This window comes from Streptomyces uncialis (assembly GCF_036250755.1).
Classification (GTDB): domain Bacteria; phylum Actinomycetota; class Actinomycetes; order Streptomycetales; family Streptomycetaceae; genus Streptomyces; species Streptomyces uncialis.
Genome location: NZ_CP109583.1, coordinates 2,020,725 through 2,046,251 on the forward strand (window position 1 = coordinate 2,020,725; position 25,527 = coordinate 2,046,251).

A 25,527-nucleotide genomic window follows, 5' to 3' on the forward strand; every position below is an offset into this window, starting at 1 on the left:
GATGTTCGTCATCCTCGTCTACGACACAGCGGTGGAACGCAACCCGAAAGTACTCAAGACCTGCAGGAAATACCTCCACTGGACCCAGCGCAGCGTCTTTCAGGGCGAACTGTCCGCAGCACAGTACAGAGCACTGATGGCCGCACTGGGCACCGTGATCGACCCGGGATACGACAGCATCGTCACGTACACCGCCCGGTCACCCGACATGGTCGAGTCGACGACCCTCGGGGTCGCCCTCGGAGGCCCCGGAGACATCCTCTGACCAGCACACTTGCATCACCATCGAACTGCTGCAAAACCATCGCCCAATGACTCCTGCAGAAGCAGTCTGACCTGAGATTTTACCCTCGGGTCGTCATCAACCCTGGAGGGTTCGCAACTCGGGAGGCGGTCGCCAGGCTGGAACTCGGTAGCAGGTCGTCATCAACCCTGGAGGGTTCGCAACAGGACGTCGCGGCGCTCCGGGCGGCCTGCCCGGACTGGTCGTCATCAACCCTGGAGGGTTCGCAACGGTTGGCCTGCACCTGCTGTGCGCCGCGCAGCCACCGTCGTCATCAACCCTGGAGGGTTCGCAACCCTACTCCCAGGGGTCCGCCCAGGACCCGACCACCAGTCGTCATCAACCCTGGAGGGTTCGCAACGGGATGGGGGTGGGCAGGGCGATCTGGCGGCTGCCGGTCGTCATCAACCCTGGAGGGTTCGCAACGCGGCCCACGCGGTGATCTCGTCCCGGTGCGCCAGCCCGTCGTCATCAACCCTGGAGGGTTCGCAACGCGGAGAACTCCGGTGCCCGTTCCTCCTGCTGCTGGGGTCGTCATCAACCCTGGAGGGTTCGCAACATGCCGGGGCTGCGGGCGTCTCCTGCGCCGCTACAGGTCGTCATCAACCCTGGAGGGTTCGCAACGCGAGGGTCCCCAGGTCGAGGACGGACCCGCACTCCGGTCGTCATCAACCCTGGAGGGTTCGCAACTGGTGGCACTCGGCGAGCGCGAGCTGCACCCACGAGGTCGTCATCAACCCTGGAGGGTTCGCAACACGAGTACAAGCAGTACGCGTCGAGCGGTGTCCGTAGTCGTCATCAACCCTGGAGGGTTCGCAACCCGCGCTCGCATTCGCGGGCGCCGAACGGATGTGGGGTCGTCATCAACCCTGGAGGGTTCGCAACCCTTGACGGCCCCGGACTTGGGACCGGGCAGTGCGGAGTCGTCATCAACCCTGGAGGGTTCGCAACATGTCGGGGACGATGCCCTGCCGCACCGATGCCCTGGTCGTCATCAACCCTGGAGGGTTCGCAACCGAGCAGGGCGCCCCAGGCGTGGCGGACCCGCTCCTGTCGTCATCAACCCTGGAGGGTTCGCAACTAGCGACTGTATCCGGTCATAGATCACCCCGGACAGAGTCGCCGGTTGCGACCCTCGGCATCACCGCGAAATAGCCAAACCTCGCCGTTTCGCTTGGTGTGGGGCCGGGTTTCTGGGCGCTATCGCGAAAGCGCCTTCTGAGCTGGGACGATGAACCTTGTCAAGGGGTTCTGTCGGTCCAGACGGAAGGCACTTTCTGAGTGCAGGGTATCGGCTCGCGTCCCAAGCTCCATGTCTCCGCTGACGGTGCGGGGGTGGTGGGGCACGCCGGGGCACGGTTGCTGGCGGATTTTGCCGGGGCCACTGGGCTGACCGCCGCGTACTCCCCTGCGCTCAGGCCGCTTCGGCCGCACGGGACCAGGCACGATCACTGCCAGCGGTGAGACGATCACGGAACTGGCCGTTCTGCGGGACAAGCGCGAAACGTTCGGCCCGGTCGCCTCCACACCGACGGCCTGGCGACTGCTGGCCGCATTGACGAAGGGGTACTGGCCCGGCTGCGATCAGCTCGCGCTCAGGCCCGGGAGGTGGCCTGGCTGCAGGCCGCTGAGCGGGGCGAGGGCATACCCGCAGCCCGGGCCGGGGGACGTGTACTGCCCGGGCGGGTCCTGGACCTCGACGCAACGCTGATCACCTCGCACTCGCAGAAGGATCAAGCTGCCCCGACCTACAGGGGCGGCTTCGGCTTCCACCCGCTCCTGTGCTTCCTGGCCAACACCGGCGAGGCGATGTCCGGGCGGCTGCGGCCCGGCAATGCCGGAGCCAATACCGCCGCCGACCACATCACGGTGTTCGACCAGGCGCTCGCGCAGATCCCCGACGCCCACCGCCACGGCACCGACATCCTCGTCCGCACCGACAGCGCCGGATCCGCGAGAGCCTCCCTCAGCCACGTCCGGGACATGCGCAAACGAGGAATCCGAACCTTCGTCTCCGTCGGATACGCAGTCACCGAGTCTGTCCGCGACGCGATCCGGGCCGTGCCCGACCGTCTCTGGCATCCCGCTCTGGACCAGGACGGTTCGCTCCGTGCCGACGCCGAGGTCACCGAGCTGACCGGAATGGTCGAGCTGACCGGCTACCCGGGAGGCACCCGCATCATCGTGCGCCGTGAGCGGCCGCATTCCGGTGCCCAACTCTCCCTGTTCGACCAGGACGAGGGTCTGCGGCACCAGGTGTTCCTGACCGACGCCCCCTACTCCGGTGGCGGCTCCGCCCAGTTCCTCGAGGTCCGCCCTCGCGGACACGCCACCGTCGAAGACCACATCCGGTGCGGCAAGGACACTGGCTTCGGCCGCTTCCCCTCCCGCCACTTCGCCATCAACGCCGACTGGCTCGAACTCAGCCTGGCAGCGATCGACCTGCCTGGACCCGGGACTTGCTGCTGGACGGAGAGCTGGCCGACGCCGAGCCGCAGAAGCTCCGTTACCGACTGCTGCACGTCGCCGCCCGCCTCACCTGCGGCGGCCGACGCCTCCACCTGCGGATCTCCGCCACCTGGCCCTGGAGACACGACCTCGCCGCCGCGTTCCACCGACTCGCGGCTCTACCCCGCCCAGCCATTTGACCAGCAGCCCCTGACCATCGACGACCCAAGGAACCTGGAGAACCCGACCACCGCGCCGGGATCCCACCTTGCCCACCCACCAGCACTGCCTCAGGCAACCCCCGCTCAAACATCCGGCAGCTGTAACTGAAACGGCGAGGCCAAGGAAAACCTTCGCAGGTCAGCAGTCCGGCCTCGGCAAACACAGGCAACAGAGCCTCCTGATCATTTCCGGGACAAATGACCAGCAGGAACCAGCATCTCGACGCAGAGCGTCGCTCTTCCTCGATGCCTTCCTGATGTACGCCCCTGCACAGAGCCTGACCTGCACGACAGGCCCCCTGACGCCCCATCAGAACAAGCGTCAAATGAGCGTCACAAGCGTCATTTCAGCGTCAAGATATCGCCCTTAACGCCCACACCGCACATAATGCACGCAGAAACAGTCGCAGGTCAGGAGCCCTTCGCGGCTGGTTCAAGGATAGCCACGCACTCCACATGGTGGGTCATCGGAAATCGCCATCCGGAAGGGGAGCTGGCATACCCGCAGGTCAGGCGGCGCTTTCGGTGCGCCTCGTGGGCTCTGCGGGCGCCGAGAGCGTCAAACGAGCGTCACGCCGCAGCCCCGCCCCGACTGCGGGACGGGTCAACGAGCGCCAGCGTTGGAAGGCACTGCCGACGGTCCCTGGGGGAGAGTCTGCACCAGAGGTTTGAACGCGGCACCAACCAATATCCGCCTCTGGCCCTCTGCAGGCTCCCCTCTGTCTATACCGCAAGGCTGTGGACTCGTGCCCTGGTGAGTGCGACGTAGAGCGAGCGGTGGGCCTCGTCGGCGGGGTCGAGACCCTTCCGGAGCACAGCCGCGTCGGACTCTTCCAGTCTCATCCCGACCCTGTCCCACTCCCTGCCCTTGGCCTGGTGGCATGTCAGGCCGGGAACGAGTCGCTCGTGCGCGTTCTGCAGCCGCATACGCAGGTTGCCGAGGGCCTTGCGTGGTGTCCGCTTCTGGCTCTCCGACGGCTCGATGTGCGTCTTGGTGAGCACGCTGTCCGCCAAGGCGGTCCAGATGTCGCCGAGGTCGTCCTGGCTCGCCAGGCCCTGGAGAGCAGACTGTAGGTCCGGACGCAGCTCCTCGAACGTTTCGGCTTCTTCGATACCCAGGGTAGTTCGGGCGTCGGCAAGAAACGCGGCGGGCAGGCCGAAGGAGCTCTGGGTGAGTTCGTTTAGAAGCAAGGTGCACACGGCTTCCTGGAACGGTCCTGACGGCTGCTTGACTGCCAGCGGGAGGACATGGGCGTCTCCGTTCCACAGTGTCTTCCACCGCCGAGCGAGGACGACATCGACGTCTCGCGCCGCCCCCGTGGGAAGGAGTACTCGCTCTCCACGGCGCAGTAGACGTGCCAGTGACGCCTGGTCACTGCTGTCCCGCCATCTGAACGATGTCTGAAGTTCGCCGCGTTCGAATCCCAGCAGCTCGATGAGCCGGCGCACGCTCTCCGGGCGGGCGCCACGAAAGGCGTAGAGGGCCTGCCAAGGGTCTCCCACCAGAGTGACTGCGAGTCCCGCTTCCGCCGCGATGCGGATGATCTCCACGTCTAGGTCGTTCGCGTCGTAGACCTCGTCGACGAGCAGGGACCTGATTGTCCTGGCGAAGTAGGTCGACACCTGGGCGCGGATACCGTCGATGCCGAGGGCCCCGTGCACGACCTCGCGTACGTTCTCGTGTGTGCACCATCCTCTGTTGACGGCAGCGGCGAAGTCCGCTGGCCTTATGTGGTTGTCCGGCTTTGCCTCTGGCAGGTAGGTGGTGCTGACCTGGGTGCCCGCCAGGCGGAGAGCGGGCTTCGCGGTAGTGCGGATGGTGGGGAAGCGGGTCCGCCACGTGTCCAGCACCTCCAGTTCCTCGTGGCCGCCTGGCCACTGGAGGAGACCAGACCTCAGGAGGTGGGTGAGTAGGTCGTTCAGGATGGTGTCGAGTGTGACGATGCGATGGGGCCATGCCAGGGCCGAAGGACCCCACTGCCGAACCACGCGGCTACGTATTTCCTCGGTGGCCGAGCGAGTGAAGCTGACCGCCACGACTGCCCGGTGATCGGTAGTGCGCGCGAAGCGGTGCAGGCCGAAGCGCTGGTGCGAGACGGTCGTCTTCCCGGAGCCGGGAAACGCCTCTACGTAGACAAGGCGGTCAGGGCTTGCGGCGGTGAGGAGTTGTTCCGGTGTGAGAGCGCGCGTGCCAGGCCAGCGACTACTCATCGGCAACCGTCATCGGACGTGCGGTTGTCGGCCAGCCTCCGGGCCGCCAGTATCGGAGTTCCTCCCATGGCGGTGCATCTGGATCCGGCGCGTCAGAGTCTGGCGGTTCTGGGATCGGTTCGTCCCCGGTTGTTTCCGCCCACTCCCGCTCTTCCTTCTGCCAATCGTCCGACCAGTGAAGTTCCTCCGCGTCATCGGCCTGTTGTTCGTCCGTGTTCCGTTCGCCGTCCAGCACGAGCCAGTCCGGCTCAACAATGGACTCTTGGGGGGCGGTCTCATCAGCCGGGTCGGGCGGGTACACGAACTCGAACAGTCGCCGGATGTGGTCGGGCACGTTCGGAAGGCTCGACGCCTGCTCGGGACCTGCTTCGTTGACCTCTGCGAGGAGACCGGCGAAGGCAAGCGCGAAGTCGCCCTTCTTGCTGGAACCCCGCCCTGCCGGGACGGCCGGCTGCCCCTCCTTGCCCTTCCGCGCACTGCGGAACAGTTCGTACACCGTCCGGGCCGTCACGAGCGGCTCGTCCAGATCAGCCTCGCGCAGGGCCGCTGCGATCAAGCCCTCGTTACCCTCGGTGATTGATGGTTCCAAGGTCGGATGGCTGACAAAGGCGTCGACGACCGAGGGGTCGTGGGCAGGAAGCCAAGTCGGCTTGTTGTGTTCCTTGCTCTCGAACGGTAGATCGCTGTCGACGAGGATCGCCAGCTTGGTACACAGTTCCTTGCCCCGAGTTGCCAAGAGATGCACCGGCCACTGCCCGACCTTCCACCCCATGGGCACAATGCTGAGTGCATCGACGAATGCCTGCTTACGCGCGTCCTCTCCGGCCCAGGTCCTGCCGAACTCCCTTAGGATGGCGGCGTCGGTGACCCCCTCAACCAGGACGAGGCGGTCGGCGAAGAGGGCGGCGGACCGACTCGCGTCCAGATGGAGCCGTGTCTTTCGCAGTGTGATGTCGCGGTGCTTCGTCGGCACGACATCGGCGACGGTGCGGCACACTCTCCCCTGCGCCGTCTGGCGCACAACGACGAGTTCCTCAGGGGCGCAGGATGTGATGACGTCCGTCGCGTGGCTGGAGAGGATGACCTGCAGCTCCGGCCGCTTCTTGACGGTTCTGCGCAAGTACCGAACGAGAGCATGCTGCAACTGCGGGTGGAGGTGCGCCTCAGGCTCCTCAATGACGACCGTCGCATGGAAGGGCTTCGTACCGAAGAAGGAGTCCTCCTCCGACTCGGCATCAGCCTGGGCCTGTTGAAGGTTCCGGGTAGCTTGCTGAATCTGCTCCATCTCCGTGGGGGGCGGCTGGTCGGGAGCATCCTGGTGAGACCAGACAGCGTCCTGGGGAAGCTCGGTAGAGTCCGGTATCGCCGCCAGGATCACGGCGATATGCAGCAGGTTGACGTACCCCAGCCCGGACACTTCAAGAGGCCGAGCGAACCTGCGTCCCTCCATGACAGCGAGCATGACTTCCAGCACGCGAGCCAAGTAGGTATCGTCGATGACCTGCCCACGTATGTACGGCCACTGGCGACTCACCCCAGCCGACAGGTCCGTGAGGTAGCCGCCGATCCTCGTCTCGACGGCGTCGATGACGCTCTCCTTAGCTAGCTCCTCGAGCAGCTGGGAGGCCCGTGCCCGGAGCCCTACGAGGTTCCGGGTGCCGTTCAGGCGCTGCTGCTCAGCACGGAGCAGCTCAACCAGAATCCGCGCCTCGCGACGCGCCAGTTCGTCCAGAGGATGACGCCAGGCCGGCAGGTAGATCAGCTTGTACGGGTCCAGATCCAAAGACCTGCCGTACGCCGTGTCAATCTTCGGGGTGACGCTGCCGAGCCTGCGGCTCAGCGTGGTACCCCAGCTCTGAGCGACATCCCCAAGACGCTGGTGGTTGACCTCGTGCAACTGGCGTCCGAGACGACCTTCCTCGGTGAGGCTATCGCCCAGCCGGTACTCCACCTTGATGGTCCGGGTGGACCTCTCGGGTGCGAGCGTGGCGGAACCGTACCTAGGCAGGGCTGGGAAACGAGAGCCGGGATGAGAAAGGTAGAGCGCATCCGTGAGCGTCGTCTTTCCGACGCCGTTGGCTCCGATCAGCACGCTGAAACGGCCGGGCAAATGGCAGACCATCTCGCCGTCTGCGCTCGCCCGAAACCCGCTCACTGCGATACGACTCAGGTGCACCATGCCCCCCATGGACAAGAAGTACGTGAGTAGCCATCATCACCCCCAGCACTGACAACGCTCTTTCTCTTGTGACCACTGTGGTCTGACTGTGCCTGGGTTCCACCGAACGCAGGATGGCTCCGTGTGCCCCTTCAAGATGATCTTCCTGGCAGCCCATCCAAGGACACTCGGCACAGGCCGACAGTGAACGTCCACCTGAGCAGGCAAACGTCTCTGCCCCGTCCGCGCCGGACGGGGCAGAGACGGCTCGCTCATGCGGCGCCGGTCAGCGAACGGCCATGCGCTCCCAGGCCCCGAGCACAGCCTTGTGTGCGTCCGGCTGGAGCCGGGGGATAGCGCTGGGGGCCTGGAAGCTCTCGTGGCCGAGAAGGTGCTGGACTTCGGAGAGCGAGACACTCTATGGACCAGTCACGAAGCACACGTGTGACGCACGGAGTGCGGCGGGTTGTGCGGGACGAGCTGCAACTCGCCGTTGCCGCCGAAATGGTAGGCAGCCTCGACAGCAGACCACCAGGTCTGCCAACGTCAGTTGCTATCGGCGAGGAGGCGCCCGGAGCGGCCCTTGGTGATGGTCGTGAAGACCACTGCGTCGCGGTCGCGCGAATTCGTGGCTACTCGCCGCGGCAAGGCCAAGATCGGCACCCCGGAGGACGCCTGGCTTTTCCCCGGAGGCCAGTCGGGACGCCCTCTCGGCGACGACTGGGTGGGCCAGCGCCTCCACAAGATCGGGATACGGCCCAAGCAGGACTGCTCCACCGCGCTGTTTGACCTCGCGCCACCGCAGTCCCCGCCCGCATGCTCGGGGTCCACATCAAAGTTGCTGTCCAGTGGCAATAAGCATCGGGCGGGGACTGGGCCGCCTACGCCGCCGACGTCAGTCGACGGCCCACGCCGACATGACAATCATGGATGGCCAGTCTTCGGTTTCTTGCCCTCGAAAACGGGCTCATCGCAATCGACGGTGCAGCGGTGAGACATCGGTCTCTCCTTAGCGTCATGAGTCGGTGGACTCGACCGGCTCCTGTTTCGCCAACCCACCCCGCAGCTTCTTCGCAGCAGGTTTCACCTTGTCGTACCAGAAGGGCTTGGCATAAGGAACGATGAGAAGAGCAGCTACTACGACTCCGCCGATTGCCAACTCCTTCCAACTGGGCTGAGAGCCGTCGTCATCACCACCTCCGCTGTAGTCCACGAAGGGTCCGTTCCTGAAAGCGTCTTCTTCTTCAGCGGGAGAATCTCCTGCGTCGAAGCCCCCAGAGTTGGCTTCGATGTCAGCCTTAAGCGCCGCTGCCGTCTCGTCGCTCCAGGTGCGAGTTTCCCAACTTGGGTTGTACTGCGCGTAGCCGCCCGTGCCGCGCGAGTGGTACTGCTCCTCCGCGTACTGCTGCCCCTTCTCGGTGAGTCCATAAGCGCCGGGGTCGCCGTCCAGATAGCCGTGCTTCTTGAGGAGGACATTCATTTCGCGAGCCGTTCGGTCAAACTCCCGGCCCAGCACCCGTGCTGATTTTCCCATGGATCAACGTCCCCTCTTCCAATTCGGCGGTAGCCTGTGTATCCCCCGACGCTGCGGAGTCGGGAGCCTTGTTAGCCGAACACGCCACCAGGCGTTCCCGATTCTTACACTCTGATCCTCATTGAGCGGGTTTCTTCCAGAGCGGTCGATTTCTCATCAAAGGCAGCCATTGGGAGGGGAGTGCTTGCTCGGCCTTGAAAATCGTTGCCAGTTCGGGAATTGAAAGCGTCGCCAGTCCTCGTGCGCGGGCTGTCTGCCAGGCACGACTCAGGCGGTCGAACAGGTCGAGCACCTCGGGCGGGCGGACCCGGTACACGTTCTCCTCGGCAACCGCGTGAGCGCTGGAGTGGACCTTGTTCTTGGGGGACGCGAGTAGACACACCGAGTCGCCTGGCGCGGCCTTCTCCTGTTCCTTCTCTGCCGTACGCAGGTGTGCACCGGTTTGCCGGACCTGGTCGGCGCCAATCTGTCCGGTTTCCTTCGCCTGGCTTTTCGCTTCCCAGATGACCCACTGGGCCTTGTCGAAGATCCAAACAGCATCCGGGAGGGCGTCGCCTTCGTCGCCTTCGTTGCCGTAGCTGGGCTGGGCACCGGCGAGCCTGCCAAGGTGAACAAGACCTGCTTCGTATGCCGTGTATTCGGTGCCTTCCAGCCCAGCGCGCGCTTTGAGGAGCTCTTCGAAGGCTTCGACGCCGGCCAGATCGGTGGCGGCAAGGATATTGCGCATGGCGACTTCGTCGGTGAGGGCAAGTTCGGGTGGCTGGGGCGCAGCGTCGTGTTCGGCCGGGGCCGCGAGGTGTGACAGCCAGGTGGTGCCCTGGCTGTTCTTCCAGGTATCCCGGTAGTAGATGTTTGCGGTTTCACGGTAGTTGGAGTCGCCGGTCTGGTCCGCGAGTTGGCGAGCAATGCTGAACCCCAGGTAGCTCCATAGTGCCCCGTAGCGCTTCGGTGTACGGTCGCCGCGAAGTTTGTCCAGGACGCTCCTGACGGAATTGAGTGCAAAGGGCAGGTCGCCGGACCAGATGGCTTCGGCGGCAACGATCTCGTGTCGCACTGCACGCTGCAGGTCAGCTACACCGGGGGCTTCGGCACGGCTGTATGTTTCACGAGCGGCGACAATGCTGTCGTCCACGGCCGTCCACGCATCTGCGTGCTCGGTGAAGACGTCAAGGTTCTCCAGCATCGCGGTCGAGGTGAAGCCCAGACTGGTGTCGACGCCGAATTCGAGTTCCGCGTGGATCTCGGGGTGCATAGCCTCCTGAATCTCACGTCTTGTCAGGTATGAGGTCAGGTCCCTTCCCAGTACGAGCACGGCCGCGTGGTCGCGAAGGTTCCGCGTCGCTCTGCCGCTGCCTTGCTGGATCCGGGCCCGCATTCGTTCCTGGAGGACCTCTACTGCTCCCAAGGAGCCGTGGAGGAAGCGCTCTTGGAGGTCTCCCTTTGCCGGCAGTCCGACCAGGACCACCAGACGGCATTGATCGTCGGGGAGGTCGATTCCGTCGTAGCGATTGTTCAGTACGAGCGCGGCGGCTGTCTGGGAGGTGAACCGGGTGAGGTCGTCCTCAACTTCTTGGGCGTTAAGGGTCGGGTAGCCGACCGGTAGGAAGTGCTCCCGGAAGGTGCTGGCGGTGCGGCTGTCCGGCGTCAAGACGACGGCGCGGCCTGCCTTGGCGATGATGCCAGCGACGAAGGGAGCGAGTTTCTGGTTGTCGGCTGCGAGGTCTTCGGCCAGTTCAGGGAAGGCGAAGAACCGACGGCCAGTCCCTTCTTTGTCCCATCCCGCTGGGACAGGAATCCGCTTGATTTTCCGTCGGCCGAAGCTGCGCTCCAGTTCACCCCCGGCACCCAGGGTCGCGCTCATGTAGAGCCGACGGCGGGGTTCGCTGAACGCCGGGTGCAGGAACGTGGGCGAGATCAACGGTCGGATCAGGATCTGGTTGTACGAGATGTAGACCATGCACCTGGCCGCCCGGCCCTCGATGAACCGCCACGCATGAACTGCGTCCTCACCGACCTTCCCCATCGCAACAGCGTCGCTCAACGCCGTTTCGAGTTCGGCGGACCGGGCTGCAACGCCGAGCGGCGAAGCAAGGTAGACGCTGGACAAGTACTGGCCATCCGGGTTGGGGGTAACCAGCCGCTTGTAGACCAAGGGGTCCAGTGCTGACGATAGTGTCGACAGCACATCTTTGTAGGCACTCTCGTAATGCGAGCGGGGTATCTTCAGGCTCCAGGGCCCGGCTACGTAGCCCTCCGCCGCGTGGGCGTCGTCCAGCACCAGCAGGTCGGCACCCACCAGCGCAGGATTGGAGTTAAAGACATGGCTGTAGACGCTGACCGCCACGGCCCGACCGGAGTCAAACTGTGCCCGTTCGGCCTGGTTCCAAGTCGGGACACGACCGGTGAGCAGAACCTGCGGGATCCCGTAGTCGGCGAGTCTGCTGGCTGTCTGCCGGGCGAGCTGCTTAGTGGGGCACAGGTAGGCGACCCGGCTTCCCTCCTTGCGCCGGAGGAACTCACCGATCAACCCCCCGACCAGCGTCTTCCCCGCGCCCGTCGGAAGCTCAATCGCCACATCGGCTTCGGAGTAGTGATCGGCGTGCCACTTCTCCAGGACCTTCGACTGATGGCCCCATACCGAGTCCGGACCGTTGTTTGACCGTGCCAGAAGCCGATACAACTGCTCGGGGTCGTCGGCTTGGCTGACCGGGCTGCTGCCGCTCCGACGCTGAAATGCCACGAAGTCTCCGCTTTCTTTCACCCAGGCAACTGAGCCTGAACGCGTTGACCTGGTACGCGAGGGCGCGGCCAGGAAGCTGGAGTATCTCGCAGGACGTGGGGGGTGCCCCTGTTTCAGACCCAAACGGTTCGGTTTGGGACCAGTGCCGGGACGAGGCGCTGGTGATGGCAGTCCCTCGGCCACGGCGTGCCCTTTTGTGCGCCCGCCACCGAAGCGAATGCACTTGACCGGAGTCCGCAGGCGCCCCAGTAGGCCGCCCGCCTTGCTCTCCGCAGACGGCATTTGGGGAGTTCCAACAGCCGACTCCACCATCACACCTCCAGCCCGACGCCCACAAGGCCGTCCTCGGGGCCTGGGAGCGACTTGAGGCGCGGCTGACTCTCGTCGCATAGATGCACCTGAACCGGCCCCTCTCCTCTCGTCCAGTGAGAGGAGAGGGGCCGATTCTTTGGCTACGACCACAAGCGCTCAGCCCGGAGTCAAGGGCAGGTAGACGTCGATGCGAGCACGGGACTAGCCCCTTTGATGTTGCCCGAAACGGCCGCCTCCGAGCGTCAGCATCCACTCTGAGTAACGGCAAACCCCGTGGTCAGAGCCCCGCCAGACCATGATCAACGAGCGTCAAACGAGCGTCAAGATATCGCCCGTAACGCCCACAACGCACATAATGCGCATCGACAAAACCGCAGGTCAGGCGCCCTTTGCGGCAGGTTCAAGGATCGCCAAGCACTCTACGTGGTGTGTCATCGGGAAAACATGGAAACAATACCGACGTCCCCACCAGCGGTGCTGGCGCCGGTTGTACCCTATGCAACTCACCTCCAGCGCTGAGCCCGCAGGGTATCCGTCAATGGCCGGTTACCGAAACCGGTGATTCCGCAGACTATTGGCAGTCCACCGTGTCTCCCTGCCTCCCCACTACCGCGGAAGCAACGAAACCCGAAAGGCACTGCTGACAGGAATGCCCAGTCAGAGCGGCGCAACGCCTCACGACCAGTTCAGCCCCGAGCACATCCGCGCCACCTGGAGTGGAACGGCGAGCGTCGAGGACGCCGCCCAGGCGTTCGGCTTGTCGAGATCGAAGAGCTACGACCTCGTTCGCCGCGGAGAATTCCCATGCCGCGTGCTACCAATAGGCCGCACCGCCCGCGTCGTCACCGCCTCGCTCCTCCGCGTACTCGAGAGCGGCGAGCCGGAGTACAACGGAGCCTCCAGTGCAAGCCCCAAGCTGTCATGACCAACTGCACGACGACGCACCGCCGCAGCAGGCGGATTCTTGGGGTCCTCGCAACACGGCCTCAGCCATTGCGAGGGATGACTCCGAAGCAGTGGCGACGATGATGGTCACGCCGGTCTTGTAGTCGATCAGGCGACCGTCAGCGCGTAGGCGCGAGTGACCGATCTGCCGGATGCCCTGGTCTCAGTCCTCAGCAGTGCGCTCATGGACGTCAGCCTGCGCGGCGGCTTCACGGCGCCGGACTCCCGCCGCACGCAGCCATTCGTACTCCGCCCGTTCGGGGTGACCGGGCCTGCGCAGCCTGCCGCGACCACGGGTTCCGGCCTGACGTCCCCGTCCGAACGCCGGGTTGCAGTTCACCCCGACCACACGAGCCGCAGCAGTGATGCTGCCATTCTCCCTGTCCAGCGCCTCGAAGAACCCCGCCTTCAGCACCTCGAGACCCAGGACCCTCGCAGCTCCCTGGACTCCAGGGTGTTGCGGGGATCAATAGAACCCGCCTGATGTCGGTGGGGCTTCGCCGTATCAGTTCCCCGTCTACGCAGGGCCCCCTCCGGAGCAAGCCGACGAGGGGTCCGCACGTGTCACGAGCGATCACAGGCGTGTCACCAACCTCGCAGACGCTGTCGCGTCACAAGGCCCTGACCTGGACTTACATGCTCGCCCTGGACCAACTGGACGCTCGTGGAAGGTTTCTACGACATGTGCCATGTGGTACCCAACGAGGGCCCGATGACCAGGACCGGGGCGTCCTCCGGCCCGTCAAAGCGGTATTGCAGGGATTTCATCGGTGTCTCGCTCACTCGTCCGACCCTCTCATCCGTCACCAGATGTCACATCGCCGGGGTTGACCCGGCGGACCTCGGCTCTCCCACGACGGCAGGTCCGGCGCCGTGGGAACCCTCAGGAGTGGGGGTACGCGCTCTCCGGCGTCTCCTCATGTCCGTTCGGACAGCGGGCTGTCCGGACACGCGTCCCTCTGTCCGTACGGGCAAGGCCTCCCCCTTCGTCGCGGCTCCCAGGTGACCCTAGCCGGACGAGCCCTCCCGGTTGCCGCCACCGGTCCGCGGCCGGCGGCCGGACTCCGGGGCCGCCTTGAGGACGAGCCGGCCGGCGGGAGTCGGCCAGGGGGTGCGACCTCAGCGTCGCGACACGACCAAGGCCTCGATCCCGTCGAGTACCCGGTCGAGCCCGAAGTCGAAGTCGACGTCGGCCTCGTCCCCGTGATCCCCGTGCTCGAACACGCCCGAGCCGAGGAGCCGGGTGAGGGCGGGATGCCGCCCGGCGTCGGTGAGGGCTCCGAGCGCCGCCGCGTAGCGCCGCAGCGACTCGTCGGGCCCGACCCCGCTCGCCCGCATCCCTGCCTCCAGGTCGGACACCAGCACGGACGCGTTCCGTACGTAGCCTCCCACCAGCATCAGCACGGAGAGTTTCTCCTCCTCCCGCAGCCCGGTGCCGTCCAGCCCCGCGAGCGCCGCTTCCATCCAGGCCAGGGAGTTGGGGCCGACGGGCGGTCCCGAGGTCGGGATGCGCAGCAGCCACAGGTTGCGCCGGAAGACCGCCCGCTGCGCCCGCGCCCACCACGCGAGGCACGCGCGCCACCCGGTACCGGCGGGCGGCGCCTCGGGGGGCGCACCGACGGCCGCCTCCTGCATGAGCACATAGAGCTCGTCCCTGGCTCCGACATAGCGGTAGAGCGACATGGTCGAGACGCCGAGTTCCTTGGCGACCCGCCCCATGGACACCGCGCCGAGCCCTTCGGCGGCCGCGATCCGGACGGCGGTGTCCACGATCCGGTCGAGGCTCAGTCCGGGCCGCGGCCCCTTCGCGGGACGTTCGCGCAGACCCCAGGCCACTTCGAGGCTCGCGGGCAGTCCCGTACCGCTCTCCATGTCCGCCACGTACGCCTCTCCCGTCGCCCTGGCCGCCATCCGGTACCCAGCCGCTTGACCCACATCCTAGTTCTGCGTAACCCTTACGCACTAATGCGTAAGGGTTACGCAGTTAAGTGGAGCGGAGATGAGGGGCGATGCCAGAGCACCCGTCCGACGTACCCCCGGCCATCGAGGCCACCGGCCTCACCAAGTCCTACGGCGACCAACAGGTCCTGCGCGGTGTGGATCTCACCGTCCCGCGTGGTGCCGTGCACGCGCTGCTCGGCCCCAACGGCGCGGGCAAGACCACCGCCGTACGCATCCTGGCCACGCTCTCGACCGCCGACGCGGGCACGGCCCGGGTGGCCGGCCACGACATCCGCACCGCGCGATCCCAGGTCCGCCGGGCGATCAGCCTGACCGGCCAGTTCGCGGCGGTCGACGAGATGCAGACGGGCACCGAGAACCTGCGGATGATGACCCGGCTGGCCCGTCACAGCCGCGCGGCCGCGCGCACCAGGGCGGCGGAGCTCCTCGACCGGTTCGGCCTCACCGACGCGGCCGACCGGCTGGTGAAGACGTACTCAGGCGGTATGCGCCGCCGCCTGGACCTGGCCGCGTCCCTGGTCGGCGACCCCGAGGTGATCTTCCTCGACGAGCCGACCACGGGCCTGGACCCACGCAGCCGCGCCGCCCTCTGGGACGTCGTACGCGAACTGTCGGCCCGAGGCACCACGGTCTTCCTGACCACTCAGTACCTGGAAGAGGCGGACCGGCTGGCGGACCGCGTCGCGGTACTCGACAAGGGCGCCCTGGTCGCCGAAGGCACCCCGGCGGAACTGAAGCGACGCGTCGCGGGCCACCGCCTCGACCTGGTCCTCGCCGACCCGGCGAGCTATCTGCGCCTGGCCTCCCGGGCGGCCTTCTCCGACCCCGGCACCCGCACCCTGGGCATCCCCACCGACGGCTCGGCCGCCCACATCCGCGCCCTGCTGGACGAGCTGGATCCCACCCGCACCGCCATTTCGAGCTTCTCCGTCCACACGGCGACCCTCGACGACGTCTTCCTCGAACTCACCCGATCCCCCGCCGCGGAGCAGGCCCATGTCTGACGCCCTCATCATGACCGGCCGCTCGCTGCGCCTGAGCCGCCGCAACATCGACGCCCTCATCACCTCGATGGCCCTTCCGGTGATGATCCTGCTGATCTTCGTCTACTTCTTCGGCGGTGCGATCAACACCGGTACCCAGTACGTCACCTACGTCGTCCCCGGCGTCCTCCTCCTCTGCGCGGGCTTCGGCTCGGCCACCACCGCGATGGCGGTGACGGAGGACCTCAAGGGCGGCATCATCGACCGCTTCCGCTCCCTGGACATCGGCGGCGCCCCGATCCTGACCGGTCACGTCCTGGCCTCGGCGGCCCGCAACCTGCTGGCCACCACCCTGGTCCTCTGCCTCGCCTTCGCCATCGGCTTCCGCCCCTCGGCCACCCTCTCGGGCTGGCTGGCGGCAACCGCCGTCCTCCTCGCCTACATCCTCGCCCTGTCCTGGTTCTCGGCCGCGATCGGACTCTTCGTCAGATCTCCCGAAGCGGCAGGCGGCTACACCTTCTTCGTCAGCTTCCTCCCCTACCCCAGCAGTGCCTTCGTCCCGACCGACACGATGCCCGGCTGGCTCCAGGGCTTCGCGGCCCATCAGCCGGTGACCAAGGTGATCGAGGCGCTTCGGGGGCTGCTGCTCGGGCAGCCGGTGGGAGCCACCGCGTGGGTGGCGCTGGCCTGGTGTGCGGGGATCCTGGTGGTTTCGGTAGGGGCTTCGGGGTTCCTGTTCAGGAGGCGAACCTCGTGAGGTAGCGCGGTACGGGGTCGGGCAGGTGTCGGCGGGGAGCCGTCGGGTAGCCGGTGTCCTGTCGCCGGTCGGTACACCGTCGGCTCGGTTCCACGCCACGGACGGACGGGGCCGACAGGACGGAACGATGCGACGGCGCCACTGGTGTTCTGCGCGGGTTCGCCAGCATTTGTACCCTCGGAATGAGGCGGTCGGCGTCACCACGGTGACAGAAAGTCACGCATCCGGACGGAGGAGGCATCATGAGGGCCTTGACCTGGCACGGAAAACGCGACGTACGCGTCGACACGGTCCCGGACCCGGGGATCCAGGACCCGACCGACATCATCGTGAAAGTCACCTCGTCCGGGATCTGCGGTTCCGATCTGCATCTGTACGAGGTTCTCGGCCCCTATCTCGACCCGGGCGACATCCTGGGCCATGAGCCGATGGGCGTGGTCGAGGAGGTCGGCCGGGAGGTCACGGCCCTGTCGGCCGGGGACCGGGTGGTGGTCCCCTTCAACGTCTCCTGCGGAACGTGCTGGATGTGCGAGCGGGGCCTGCACTCGCAGTGCGAGACCACCCAGGTCACCGAACGCGGTACCGGCGCCTCACTCTTCGGTTTCTCCAAGCTCTACGGACAGGTCCCCGGCGGCCAGGCCGAGTTCCTGCGCGTCCCCTTCGGGAACACCCTGCCGGTGAAGGTGCCCCACGGGCCCCCGGACGACCGCTTCGTCTACCTCTCCGACGTCCTGCCGACGGCCTGGCAGGCCGTGCGGTACGCGGACATCCCGCCCGGGGGCAGTGTCACCGTGCTGGGGCTGGGCCCGATCGGTGACATGGCCACCCGTATCGCCCTCCACCAGGGCGCCGGTCTGGTCATCGGGGTCGACCGGGTGCCCGAGCGGCTCGCCCGCGCCCGCGCGAACGGTGTCCACACCCTCGACCTCGACGAGCACGGCAAGGACGTCGGCGACGAGATCCGGCGGCTCACCCAGGGGCGCGGCACGGACGCCGTCGTCGAGGCGGTCGGCATGGAGGCGCACGGGGCGCCGGTCACCAAGGCGGTACAGCAGTTCGCCGGGCTGCTTCCCGACGCGATCGGCGAGAAGGTGATGGCCCGCGCCGGGGTGGACAGCATGGCCGCCTTCGACACCGCCGTGGACGTGGTCCGCCGGGGCGGCACCATCTCCGTCGTCGGCGTGTACGGCGGCGCCATCGACCCCGTGCCCATGCTCACGCTCTTCGACAAACAGATCCAACTGCGCCTGGGCCAGGCCAACGTCAAGCACTGGGTGGACGACATCCTCCCCCTCCTCGACGACTCCGACCCGCTGGGTGTCGACGGCTTCGCCACCCACCGGCTGCCCCTCGAAGAGGGTCCCGCCGCCTACAAGACCTTCCAGGCAAGACAGGACGGCATGGTCAAGACCCTGCTCACCCCCTGACACCGGACACCAGTCCGCCCCCACCCCGACCGGGAGTTCCCATGACCCGCGCGCTCGCGCTCGTCTGCACCCTCAGCCCGTCCTCCGACCGCTCCAGCAGCCATCTCCTCGCCGGGCAGGTGATGACGGAACTCGCCGCCCTCGGTGTCCAGGGCGAGACCGTCCGGGTCGCCGACCACGACATCCGGCCGGGGATCGCCCGTGACCTGGGCGAGGGCGACGACTGGCCCGCGCTGTGGGAGAAGGTGATGGCCGCCGACATCCTCCTGCTGGCCACCCCGATCTGGCTCGGCCATCCGTCCAGCCTTTGCCAGCGCGTACTGGAACGGCTGAACGCCGACATCTCCGAGACCGACGACCAGGGACGGCAGTTGTTCACCGGGAAGGTCGGTGCGGTCGCCGTCGTCGGCAACGAGGACGGCGCCCACAAGGTGAGCGCGGATCTGTTCCAGGGCCTCAACGACCTCGGTTTCTCCCTCGCGCCCGGGGCGGTCACCTACTGGGTCGGCGAGGCGCAGCAGGGCACGGACTACCAGGACCTCGACCAGACCCCCGAAGCCGTCGCCGGCACGACCAAGACCCTCGCCGCCAACGCCGCCCACCTCGCCGGACTCCTCCGGCACACGCCGTACCCGCCCGCCTGAACGCGGGTACCCGCCCGCCTGAACCAGCACAGGAACCGAGCCGCCGCCGGCGGACGGAAGGAGAGGCGCCCCATGCCCGAGAACGGACCCGACGCCAACCCGGTGGACAAGCACCCGCGGCCCGAATTCGACCAGCAGGAGCAGCGGCATCCGGGCTGGACGGGGCCCATGGACCCGCCGCCGGACCACGGGGAGGACACCTACGTGGGCTCCGGGGTCCTGACGGGCCGCAAGACCGTGATCACCGGAGGCGACTCCGGGATCGGCAGGGCGGTCGCCCTCGCCTACGCCCGTGAAGGCGCCGATGTCCTGCTCACCCATCTGCCCGAGGAACGGGACGAGGCCCGGGAGACCGTACGTCTGGTCGAGGCGGCGGGGCGGACCGGGATCGCGGTCGAGTGCGACATCCGGTACGAGGAGGCATGCCGGGGTCTCGTGGAACGTGCGGTCGGGGAGTTCGGCGGGATCGACGTCCTCGTCAACAACGCCGCCTACCAGATGTCACAGCCCGACGGCATCGCCGCGATCACCACCGAGCAGTTCGACCGTGTGGTGCGCACCAACCTCTACGGCATGTTCTGGCTGTCCAAGCTGGCCCTCCCCCATATGCGGGCCGGTGCCAGCATCATCAACACCACCTCCGTACAGGGCTACAAACCCAGCCCCCATCTGCTGGACTACGCGATGACCAAGGGCGCGATCACCACCTTCACCCAGGGACTGGCGCAGATGCTCGCGGGCGACGGCATCCGCGTCAACGCGGTCGCCCCCGGCCCCGTCTGGACCCCGCTCATCCCCGCCACGATGCCCGACACCACCGAGTTCGGGAAGCAGTCCCCCCTCGGCCGCCCCGCCCAGCCCGCCGAGATGGCACCCGCCTACGTCTTCCTCGCCTCACCACAGGCGAGCTACATCACCGGCGAGATCGTCAACGCCACCGGCGGCACCCCTCTCCCCTGACAGTCGGCCACTGACAGTCGGCCGCACCGGGCGACGGCTGGGGCTCCGGGGCGGCCCGGGCCCGCGTCCGGGACGGGTCCGGGCGTTCACGCGCTCGCCGGGCTCCCGGTCGCGCCGCCCCGGCACCCGTGGCCAGGACGCCTGGGGCGGCACTTCGTACGGAGCCGGGCGACGCGGCCGGGCCGGTCGGTCCTCCGTGTGCCCGTCAGCGGCCGAGGGCGCGTTTGAGCTGCTGCTTGTTCATCGTGGAGCGGCCTTCGACGTTCTTCTTCCTCGCCTCTTGGTACAGCTGGTCCCTGGTGGGGCCTTGCGCGCCGCTGTGGGAGCGCTGACCGCCGCGCTGGGACGCGGACTTCGGGTCCCGCAGGGAGGCCCTGCTCGCTGTCTCCGACTCACCGGCGCGGGCGCGTTCCTTGTTGACGGTGCGGGCGGCGATCTCCTTCGCCCGGCCGATGGACGCACCGCGTTTCTCGGCGGAGTCCTTGATGTGCTCGTACTGGCGTTCCCGCTTGGGACTGGAACCTCGGGGCATGACGTTTCCTTCCGGATCGGTGTCGCGGCGGGGCCTTCCCTCCATGGAGTGGGGCGCCGTGGCGGGCCACAACCCGGGTGCGCCGGACGGCGGCACGACCCTTCTCCGACGGGCGACCCCGGCCTCGCCGTCCAGGGGTTCGGCACCCGGCGCCCTGTCCACCGCGTGCCCGGACGGGGCCGCTCCACACCCAGGGCGGTCGCCCGTCACCAGGGTGGCTGAAACCGTGCTGAAGCCGTACTGAACCGCCTCGGGCCCAGGCTCTGCCCCATGACGACAACGACCGACGAACTCGCGATCTCGGCCACCGGGTTGCGCAAGTCCTACGGCGGGACGACCGTCCTCGACGGTGTCGACCTCCGGGTCCCCCCGGGTACGGTCTTCTCGCTCCTCGGGCCGAACGGCGCCGGGAAGACCACCGCGGTGCAGATCCTCTCCACCCTCGTCACCGCAGACGCGGGCACCCTGCGGGTGGCCGGGCACGACCTCGCCACCGACCCCCACGCGGTACGTGCCGCGATCGGCGTCACCGGGCAGTTCTCCGCGGTGGACAACATGATCACCGGTGAGGAGAACATGCTCCTGATGGCGGATCTGCATCATCTGCCACGCGATGAGGGCCGCCGGTTCACCGCCGAGTTGCTGGCACGCTTCGAGCTGACCGAGGCGGCGGGGAAGCCCGCCGTCACCTACTCCGGCGGGATGCGCCGCCGTCTCGATCTCGCCATGACCCTCGTCGGCAGCCCGCGGATCATCTTCCTCGACGAGCCGACCACCGGCCTCGACCCGCGCAGCCGGCACAGCATGTGGGACATCATCCGCGAACTCGTCGCCGGGGGTGTCACCGTCTTCCTCACCACCCAGTACCTGGAGGAGGCCGACCGGCTCGCCGACCGTATCGCGGTGCTCAACGGCGGCAGGATCGTCGCCCAGGGGACCGCCGAGGAGCTCAAACGGCTCGTCCCGGGCGGGCACATCCGCCTCCGGTTCGACGGGGCCGCGGCGTACGAACGGGCGGCCGGAGCCTTGCGTGACGGCACCCGGGACGACGAGTCGCTCTCCTTGACCGTCCCCAGCGGCGGCAGCCAGCGCGAGCTGCGGGCCGTCCTCGACCGGCTCGACACGGCCGGTGTCGAGGCCGACGGGCTGACCGTGCACACCCCCGACCTCGACGACGTGTTCCTCGCCCTGACCGGCCACCCGGCCGGACCCACCGGAACCACCACGTCCACATCCGCATCCGCATCCGCATCCGTGGCCGTGTCCGCCGCCGCCGAGGAGACCGTCCGATGAGCACCCTGTCCCGTACCGTGCGCGACTCGTCCACGATGCTGCGCCGCAATCTCCTGCACGCGCGGCGCTACCCCTCCCTCACCCTCAACGTCCTGCTGACGCCGATCATCCTGCTGCTGCTCTTCGTCTATGTCTTCGGCGATGTGATGAGCGCGGGCATCATGGGCGGCGGCGCCGACCGCGCGGACTACGTCGCCTATCTGGTGCCCGGCATCCTGCTGATGACCATCGGCGGGCACTCGGTCGGGACCGCGGTGTCGATCTCCGTCGACATGACCCAGGGCATCATCGCCCGCTTCCGGACCATGGCGATCTCCCGTTCCGCCGTACTGATCGGCCATGTCGTCGGCAGTGTGGCGCAGACGCTGGCCGCCCTGGCCCTGGTCCTCGGCATCGGGATCGCGATCGGGTTCCGGCCGCAGGCCACCGTGGTGGAGTGGTGCGCGGCGGCCGGTCTGCTGACACTTGTGGCCCTGGCGCTGACCTGGGTCGCCGTCGGTCTCGGCCTCGCCGCGCCGACGCCCGAGGGGGCGAGCAACAACGGGCTGCCGCTGATGATGCTGCCGTTGCTGTCCAGCGCGTTCGTGCCGGTGGAGGCGATGCCGGGGTGGTTCCGCTGGTTCGCCGAGTACCAGCCCTTCACCCCCGCCATCGAGACCCTGCGCGGGCTGCTCCTCGGCAGCCCGATCGGCCACAACGGATGGCTCACCGTGGTGTGGTGCCTGGCCCTGACCGTGCTGGGCCACCGCTGGTCGAAGGCGCGGTTCGGTCGTGACCCGGTGCGCTGATCGCGCGCAGCGCCGCCGCGCGCAGTTCCGCGTTCGTCAGGGCGGCGTACTCCTCCGCCGCGTCGGCGTACCCGGCTGCGGCGGCGGGTCCGGCGGCGTCGACGGCCTGCCGGGCGCGGGCGGCGGACAGGGTGGGGAAGACCCGCAGCACCCGCGTCCGTTCGGCCAGCGCCATCAGCCGTACGGCCGGGGCGGCGCCTTGACGCAGTCCGGCCAGGCCGAGCGCCAGCAGGACCGTGCCGTACACCGGAAGACCCACCGAGGGACCGGCTCCCGGCCCGTCGGGCGGCAACGACCGCAGCCGCTGCCGGAGTTGCCCGGCCATACCGTCGAGCAGCTCCGGGCGGCCGTGCTGGGCGTGCGCGGCCAGTGCCGCCGACCGCACCTCCAGCGACCACAGGTCCACGAACCGGTCGGTGGACCGCGGCGGGCGCTCCCGCAGCGTCCGTTCCACGGCCTGCCGCCACAGTCCCAGCCCGTCCTCGGTCCGGCCGCGGGCCAGCGCGATCTCCGCCCGCGCCGCCAGGTCCGGGGTGAAGAAGTCCAGGCCGGCCTCCGGCTGCCGCTCCAGGGCCGCCAGCTCCAGCCAGTGCTCCGCCTCCGTCACGTCCCCGCGCTGCAAGCACGCGGACACCAGTCCCCAGCGGACGCCGACCGCGTCGGACGTGCCCTCGAACCGGTCGAACGCGCGCAGCGCGGCCCGCAGATGGTGGTACGCCTCCGTGCCGCGCTCGGTCCGCAGACACAGCTCGCTGATCCGGCCGTGGGTGAGCATCTGCGTCGCCGGATTCCGCAGCCGCCCCAGCGCGGCGAGCGTCCGGCGGGCGGATTCCAGCGCCCGGTCCACGTCGTTCTCGTACTCCCACACGTACCCGGCGACGCACTCGGCGAGACCCGCCACCAGCGGCTCGTCCGCGGCGCACAGCTCCCGCAGCCGCGTGTAGTGCGGTGGGCGCACCTCGGGCGCGGCGGACAGTACGACGGCGAGCGCCCGCAGCAGGGTGTCCGGCCGGGCGGGCGGAAGGCGGCGCAGGGTGACGAGCTGCCGCATGGCGCGCGGTCCGTAGCTCATGAAGAGGGCCGCCGCGCACAGGGCCGCGGCGCTCCGGGCCGTCTCGACGTCCTCGGCGGCGGGGCGGAAGCGGGAGAGCGGTTCACCGGTCTCGGTCGCGAGGGCGGCGAGCCGGGTGTGACTGGAGTCGGTGACCCACAGCGCGGCGAGCACCGCCGTGAGGGCCGCGGTGGCGGGGCCGTCGGCGCGTGCCAGGGCGTGCCGCAGGGCCAGGGCGAGGTTGTCCTGCTCGGCCCGGATACGCACCCAGGCGGGATGGGGGTCGTCGCTGAACAGCGCGTCGTGGTGGGCGCGGCCGAAGTCCCGTGCCCAGGAAAGGAATCCGGCGGTGACGGCCTCCTCCTCGCCTGCCCGCGCCCGCTGCGCGGCGCTGAACTCCCGTACGGTCTCCAGGATGTGGAAGCGCGTCCCGGAGGCGGTGTCGCCCGCTTTGAGCAGGGACTGACCGGTGAGCTGTTCCAGCAGGAGAAGCGTGTCCGCGCCCGCGTCGAGCACCCGTTCCGCGGCCTCCTCCGTGAGGCCGCCGGGGAACACCGACAGCGCGCGCAGCGCGGCACGTCCCCCGGGCTCCAGCAGGTTCCAGCTCCATTCGACGACGGCGTGCAGGGTGCGATGCCGCTCGGGGGTGTCGCGCGCCCCGCCGCGCAGCACGGCGAAGCGGTCCCGCAGCCTGCGGCTGATCTCCGCCACGGACAGCACCCTCACCCGGGCGGCGGCCAGCTCCACCGCGAGCGGCAGACCGTCCAGCTGACGGCAGAGCCCGGCCACGTCGGCGGGCACCAGCTCCACGTCGGGGCGGGCGGACCGGGCCCGCTGCCCGAAGAGTTCGACGGAGGTGGCGAGGGTCAGCTGGGGCAGCGCGTACAGGGATTCCGAGGTCAGTCCGAGCGGGGCCCGGCTGGTGACGAGCACCCGCAGTTCCGCTGTCCGCGACACCAGTTCCCGTACCAGGTCGGCGGCGCCGCGGACGACGTGCTCGCAGTTGTCGAGCACCAGCAGTGCGGGGCCCGGTCCCAGTGCCTTGGCGATGACGCCGACGAGATCCCCGGCGCCGGCGAAGTGGCGGCTCTCCCCGACCCCGATCGCCGATGCCACCTCTCCCGCCACATCGTCGTCGGCGGTGACACCGGCGAGCGGTACGCAGTGCACCACCCGCTGTTCGGCGGCCCGGCCGACGGCGTACGCGAGCCGGGTCTTGCCCAGTCCGCCGGGGCCGCCCACGGTGACGACCCGTGCGGTGCGCAGCAGTCCGGTCACGGCGGCGATGTCGCTCTCCCGGCCGAGCAGCGGGTTCGGCTCGTGCGGTACGCCGTGCCGGACCACCGGCGCCCCGGCGCGCAGCAGTTCCCGGTGCACGGCACGGAGCCCGGCCCCGGGGTCGGTGCCGAGCTCGTCCCGCAGCAGTCGCCGGTAGCTGTCGTAGCGGCTGAGCGCGGCGGCGGGTCCGGATCCGGCCGCCTCGCAGCGCAGTAGTTCCGCCAGCACCTCCTCGTCGCGCGGCAGTTCCCCGGCCAGCGCGGCCAGGGCTCCCGCCGCCTCCTCCCGCCGCCCGAGCCGGGACAGGGCGAGCGCCCGGGTGCGCACCAGCGTGCGGTGGGTCCCGGCCCGCGCGGCGCGCAGCGCGGCGACCGGGTCGTGCGGCTCCTCCCCGGCGCCCTCGGCCACCGTCCCGTCCCAGAGGGCCAGGCCCGCCTCCGCCTGTTCCAGCGCGCCCGGGTGGTCGCCCTCGCGGGCCCGTGCCAGGCCGGCCGCCGCGTGCAGCAGCAGCGCGGAGCTGTCGACCTGCGTCCCGTCCAGCGCCAGCCGGTATCCCGTCGGCGTGCTCACGATCAGCTCGGCGCCCCAGCGCGACCGCACCCGGGACACCAGCACCTGGACCGCCTTGCCCGGCCGCTGCGGCCTGGCGTCCGGCCACAGCCCCTCCACGAGCCGCCCGGTGCCGCACCCGGCCCGCAGATCGGCGGCGAGCAGCGCCAGCAGCCCGCGCAACCGCGGCGCGGATATCTCCTGCCCACGGCAGGAGACACGGGACAGCAGGGTCAGCTCGGGGGTCACCTGTGCAGGGTAGCCAGCGGGGCGGTGCGGTCCGGCTACGGGCGGCGCGGCCGGGAGCGGGTGCGGTGCGGGCGGGTGCGGCCGGTGCGGTGCGGCCGGTGCCGTGGGGAGCGGTCCGGTGCGGCCAGGAGAACCGGTACGGGCGGGAACGGTGCGGTGCGGTCCCGCGCCGAATGCTTCGCCGAGCCGTGCGGCTCGGCGA

General features: G+C 68.4%; 16 protein-coding genes, 1 pseudogene and 1 CRISPR repeat array. Of the genes and pseudogenes, 10 read left to right on the forward strand and 7 right to left on the reverse strand.

Going from position 1 to position 25,527, the window contains the following annotated elements; translation table 11 throughout:
- Position 1: 1 nt before the first annotated feature.
- Together cas2 and OG711_RS08155 are read left to right on the forward strand one after the other, a co-directional pair.
- Positions 2 to 265 (forward strand): CRISPR-associated endonuclease Cas2, encoded by a 264-nt coding sequence (gene cas2 / locus OG711_RS08150; RefSeq protein ID WP_329558908.1) that lies wholly within the window; start codon positions 2 to 4, stop codon positions 263 to 265.
- Positions 266 to 354: 89 nt separating this feature from the next.
- A CRISPR array of direct repeats spans positions 355 to 1,364; the repeat unit is 29 nt; unit sequence GTCGTCATCAACCCTGGAGGGTTCGCAAC.
- A 200-nt stretch (positions 1,365 to 1,564) separates the two neighbouring features.
- A pseudogene (locus OG711_RS08155) lies at positions 1,565 to 2,931 on the forward strand (IS1380 family transposase).
- A gap of 744 nt (positions 2,932 to 3,675) precedes the next feature.
- Here the strand turns inward: OG711_RS08155 and OG711_RS08160 are convergent.
- From OG711_RS08160 to OG711_RS08175, 4 genes are all read right to left on the reverse strand, one after another.
- On the reverse strand, positions 3,676 to 5,163 hold the full coding sequence (locus tag OG711_RS08160) for a UvrD-helicase domain-containing protein (RefSeq protein WP_329558909.1): 1,488 nt from the start codon (positions 5,161 to 5,163) through the stop codon (positions 3,676 to 3,678).
- Complete coding sequence (locus OG711_RS08165; RefSeq protein ID WP_329558910.1) at positions 5,156 to 7,255, reverse strand: AAA family ATPase; 2,100 nt, start codon at positions 7,253 to 7,255, stop codon at positions 5,156 to 5,158. Before OG711_RS08165 ends, OG711_RS08160 begins: the two co-directional genes overlap by 8 nt.
- A gap of 1,081 nt (positions 7,256 to 8,336) precedes the next feature.
- Complete coding sequence (locus tag OG711_RS08170; protein WP_329558911.1) at positions 8,337 to 8,855, reverse strand: hypothetical protein; 519 nt, start codon at positions 8,853 to 8,855, stop codon at positions 8,337 to 8,339.
- Positions 8,856 to 8,973: 118 nt separating this feature from the next.
- On the reverse strand, positions 8,974 to 11,616 hold the full coding sequence (locus tag OG711_RS08175) for a DEAD/DEAH box helicase (RefSeq protein ID WP_329558912.1): 2,643 nt from the start codon (positions 11,614 to 11,616) through the stop codon (positions 8,974 to 8,976).
- Positions 11,617 to 12,556: 940 nt separating this feature from the next.
- Between OG711_RS08175 and OG711_RS39080 the strand changes: the two genes are divergently transcribed.
- Positions 12,557 to 12,832: a helix-turn-helix domain-containing protein gene (locus OG711_RS39080; RefSeq protein ID WP_266506885.1), complete on the forward strand. Its 276-nt coding sequence runs from the start codon at positions 12,557 to 12,559 to the stop codon at positions 12,830 to 12,832.
- Between the two features lie 1,139 nt (positions 12,833 to 13,971).
- Here OG711_RS39080 and OG711_RS08180 read toward each other — a convergent pair.
- On the reverse strand, positions 13,972 to 14,724 hold the full coding sequence (locus tag OG711_RS08180) for a TetR/AcrR family transcriptional regulator (RefSeq protein WP_073790532.1): 753 nt from the start codon (positions 14,722 to 14,724) through the stop codon (positions 13,972 to 13,974).
- A gap of 137 nt (positions 14,725 to 14,861) precedes the next feature.
- On the opposite strand from OG711_RS08180, the gene OG711_RS08185 reads away from it, so the two are divergent.
- The 5 genes from OG711_RS08185 to OG711_RS08205 all read left to right on the forward strand — a co-directional run bounded on the left by OG711_RS08185 (position 14,862) and on the right by OG711_RS08205 (position 19,585).
- The gene (locus OG711_RS08185; protein ID WP_329558913.1) at positions 14,862 to 15,818 is read left to right on the forward strand and encodes an ATP-binding cassette domain-containing protein; all 957 of its coding nucleotides are present in this window, start codon (positions 14,862 to 14,864) and stop codon (positions 15,816 to 15,818) included.
- The gene (locus OG711_RS08190) at positions 15,811 to 16,554 is read left to right on the forward strand and encodes an ABC transporter permease (RefSeq protein WP_266506909.1); all 744 of its coding nucleotides are present in this window, start codon (positions 15,811 to 15,813) and stop codon (positions 16,552 to 16,554) included. Before OG711_RS08185 ends, OG711_RS08190 begins: the two co-directional genes overlap by 8 nt.
- Positions 16,555 to 16,796: 242 nt before the next feature.
- Positions 16,797 to 17,981, forward strand: coding sequence for a zinc-dependent alcohol dehydrogenase (locus tag OG711_RS08195; protein ID WP_073790168.1), 1,185 nt, complete (start codon positions 16,797 to 16,799; stop codon positions 17,979 to 17,981).
- Between the two features lie 41 nt (positions 17,982 to 18,022).
- Positions 18,023 to 18,625, forward strand: a complete 603-nt coding sequence (locus OG711_RS08200) for a flavodoxin family protein (protein ID WP_329558914.1) — start codon at positions 18,023 to 18,025, stop codon at positions 18,623 to 18,625.
- A 72-nt stretch (positions 18,626 to 18,697) separates the two neighbouring features.
- Positions 18,698 to 19,585 carry an SDR family oxidoreductase gene (locus OG711_RS08205; protein ID WP_329558915.1) on the forward strand — a complete coding sequence of 296 codons (888 nt, stop codon included), beginning with the start codon at positions 18,698 to 18,700 and terminating at the stop codon, positions 19,583 to 19,585.
- A 205-nt stretch (positions 19,586 to 19,790) separates the two neighbouring features.
- Here OG711_RS08205 and OG711_RS08210 read toward each other — a convergent pair whose 3' ends face one another.
- Positions 19,791 to 20,117, reverse strand: coding sequence for a plasmid stabilization protein (locus OG711_RS08210; RefSeq protein WP_329558916.1), 327 nt, complete (start codon positions 20,115 to 20,117; stop codon positions 19,791 to 19,793).
- 270 nt (positions 20,118 to 20,387) lie between these two features.
- Here OG711_RS08210 and OG711_RS08215 point away from each other — a divergent pair, with 270 nt between their 5' ends.
- Both OG711_RS08215 and OG711_RS08220 read left to right on the forward strand, forming a co-directional pair.
- Entirely contained in the window at positions 20,388 to 21,410 is a 1,023-nt protein-coding gene (locus tag OG711_RS08215; protein ID WP_329558917.1) for an ATP-binding cassette domain-containing protein, read from the forward strand.
- Entirely contained in the window at positions 21,407 to 22,198 is a 792-nt protein-coding gene (locus OG711_RS08220) for an ABC transporter permease (protein WP_073790158.1), read from the forward strand. The genes OG711_RS08215 and OG711_RS08220 overlap by 4 nt, the downstream gene beginning before the upstream one ends.
- On the opposite strand, the gene OG711_RS08225 is transcribed toward OG711_RS08220, so the two are convergent.
- Positions 22,116 to 25,325, reverse strand: coding sequence for an ATP-binding protein (locus OG711_RS08225; RefSeq protein WP_329558918.1), 3,210 nt, complete (start codon positions 25,323 to 25,325; stop codon positions 22,116 to 22,118). The two genes, OG711_RS08220 and OG711_RS08225, sit on opposite strands and share 83 nt — an antisense overlap.
- Positions 25,326 to 25,527: the final 202 nt, after the last annotated feature.